1 protein-coding gene is annotated in these 3,093 nt (G+C 75.0%); it reads left to right on the forward strand.

Features of this window, described 5'->3' with window-relative positions; genetic code table 11:
- Positions 1–3,093 (forward strand): amino acid adenylation domain-containing protein (locus tag QH283_RS16715; RefSeq protein ID WP_280503913.1); only part of this gene is annotated, 3,093 nt, incomplete at both ends.

Genomic DNA, 3,093 nt, shown 5'->3' on the forward strand with positions numbered 1-3,093 from the left:
CCCCCCCCCCCCCCCCCCCCGCCCGCCCGGGGGGGGGGGGCCGCCACCCACCGCGTCGAGATCCCGGCGCGCTCGCACGCGCTGGTGGCCGAACTGGCCCGCGCCGAAGGCGTGTCGACCTTCATGGTCCTGCACGCCGCGCTGGCGGCGCTGCTGGCCCGGCTCACCGGCGCCGAGGACGTGGTGATCGGCGCGCCCATCGGCGGCCGCGACGCCGCCGGTCTGGAAGCACTGGTCGGCATGTTCGTCAACACGCTGCCGCTGCGCACTCCGGTCGACGGCCGGGCGAGTTTCCGCGAACTGCTGCGCACGGTGCGCGAGCGCGACCTCGCCGCCTTCTCCCATGCCGACGTGCCCTTCGAGCAACTGGTCGACGCGCTGCGGCCGACGCGCTCGCAGTCCTGGCACCCGATCTTCCAAATCGCGTTGTCCGCAGCGGTAATCGGCGACATGAGCCTCGACCTCCCCGAGGTTTCGGTGCGAACGAGTACGGTGAACACCGGAGTGACCAAGTTCGATCTGTCGATCGAGGTCACCGAGCTCTTCGCCGGTGCCGATCTCGGGGAAGGATCGGCACCGGCGGGGATCACCGCGGAATTCACGTACGCCACGGCGCTTTTCGACGCCGACACCATCGCCTCCCTCGCCGATCGGCTGGTCCGCCTGCTCGACGCCGCCGTCGCCGACCCCGCCGCCCGCGTCGACGAGCTGGCCCTGCTCGGCCCCGACGAGCAGCGCGCCCTCACCACCAGGGGCGAGGAACCCGCCGCGGCGCACACCCTGCTGCCCGACCTGTTCGCCGCCGCGGCCGCCGCCGCGCCCGCGCGCGTGGCGATCTGCGCCGACGACCGGAGCATGACCTATCGCGAGCTCGACGTCGTGTCCTCCCGGCTGGCCAGGGCACTGATCGAGCGTGGCATCGGCCCCGATGACGTGGTCGCCCTCGCCGTGCCGCGCTCGCCCGCCTTCGTCACCGCCGTCTGGGCGATCGCCAAGGCGGGCGCGGCCTGGGTGCCCGTCGACCCCACCTACCCGGCCGAGCGGATCGAGCACATGGTGCGCGATTGCGGTGCGGCACTGGGCCTCACGCTCGCGGCGATCCGCGACGGACTGCCCGGCATCGGCCCCGACGTGCCGTGGCTGGTGCTCGACGACGTCGAATTCGGCATGCGCTGCGCCGGATTCGCCGCCGAACCGGTGCGCGACAGCGAACGGGTCAGGCCGCTGCGGCCGGGCAACCTCGCCTATGTCATCTACACCTCCGGCTCCACCGGCCTGCCCAAGGGGGTGCTGGTCACCCAGGCGGGCGTGGCCGGATTCGCCGCCGAGCAGACCGCCCGCTACCCGGTCGACGCCTCGGCGCGGGTGCTGCACGTCGGCTCGCCGTCGTTCGACATCACCGTCTCCGAGATGCTGATGGCCTTCGACTCGGCGGCCACCCTCGTGGTCGCGCCGGAGGAGGCCCGCTTCGGCGCGGAACTGGTGGCCTTCCTGCGCCGCCACCGCGTCACGCACTCGATCATGACGCCATCGGGGGCCATGTCCATCGACCCCGCCGACGTGCCCGACCTGCGGGTCCTCGTCGCGGGCGGCGAGGCGTGCCCGCCGGAACTGGTGCGCCGCTGGGCCGAGGCAGGCCGCAGGCTCGTCAACGCCTACGGCCCCACCGAGGCCACCGTCGCCGTCGACATCAGCGGCCCGGCCCGGCCGGGCGCACGGGTCACCATCGGCGCGCCGTTGCGCGGGGTGCGTCAGTGGGTGCTCGACGCGCGGCTGCGGCCGGTGCCGGTCGGCGTGGCAGGCGAGCTGTACGTGGCGGGCGACCAGCTCGCCCGCGGCTACCACGGCAGGCGCGCCACCACCGCCGAACGGTTCGTCGCCTGCCCGTGGGCGCCTGGCCTGCGCATGTACCGCACCGGCGACCTGGTGCGCTGGACCCTCGAATCCGACGGCGCCGAACTGGAATACCTGGGCCGCAACGACGCCCAGGTCAAGATCCGCGGCTTCCGCGTCGAACTCGGCGAGATCGAGGCGGCCCTGGCCGCGCACCCCGCCGTGGCGCACGCGGTCGTGGTGGTGCACGCCGACGACGCCCGCGGCGACCAGCTCGCCGCCTACGTGGTGCCCAGGTCCGAAGGCGCGGACCCGGCCCCGCTCGACCCCGCCGAGCTGCGCGCCCACCTGCGCACCCGGCTGGCCGCGCACATGGTGCCCGCGGCGGTCACGGTGATCGACGCCCTGCCGCTCACCCCGAACGGCAAACTGGACCGCAAGGCCCTGCCCGCGCCGCGCTTCACCACCGGCGAGTTCCGCGCCCCGGTCACCGCCGTCGAACGCACGGTGGCCGCGGTCTTCGCCGAGGTGCTCGGCATCGACGCCACCCCCGGTGTCGGCCTGGACGACGACTTCTTCGACCTCGGCGGCAACTCCCTGATCGCCACCCGGCTGGTGGCCCGCCTCGGCGCGGCCCTCGACACCACCGTGCCGGTGCGCCTGGTCTTCGAGACCGCCACGGTCGCCGGCCTGGCCGCGGCGCTGGCCCCGCTGGCCGGTTCCGGCGGCCGGGTCCCGCTGCTGGCCCGCCCGCGCCCCCGCCACATCCCGCTGTCCTACGCCCAGCAGCGCATGTGGTTCCTCAACCGTTTCGACGCCGACTCGCGCGCCAACAACCTCACCACCGCGCTGCGCATCACCGGCCCGCTCGACGAGGCGGCGCTGGCCGCCGCCGTGACCGACCTGGTCACCCGGCACGAGGTGCTGCGCACCCGCTACCCGGCCGTCGACGGCGTCGCCCACCAGCAGGTGTGCGATCCGGCCGAGGCCGATGTGGCGCTGGAGATCGCCGAGGTCGCCGAGGACGCGCTGCCCGCCAGGATCCGCGCGCTGGCGGCCCGCTCCTTCGACGTCACCGCCCGCCCGCCGGTGCGGTTCACCCTGCTGCGGGTGGACGAACAGACCCACGTGCTGGTGGTCTCGCTGCCCCACCTCGCCGGCGTCGGCGGGGCGGTCGCCCCGCACCCCCGGGACGTGTTGCCCGCCTACGCCACCCGCCGCGCCGGCGCGGCGCCTGCCTGGCCGCCGCTGCCGGTGCAG

It is taken from the genome of Nocardia farcinica, assembly GCF_029867845.1.
GTDB lineage: Bacteria > Actinomycetota > Actinomycetes > Mycobacteriales > Mycobacteriaceae > Nocardia > Nocardia farcinica_A.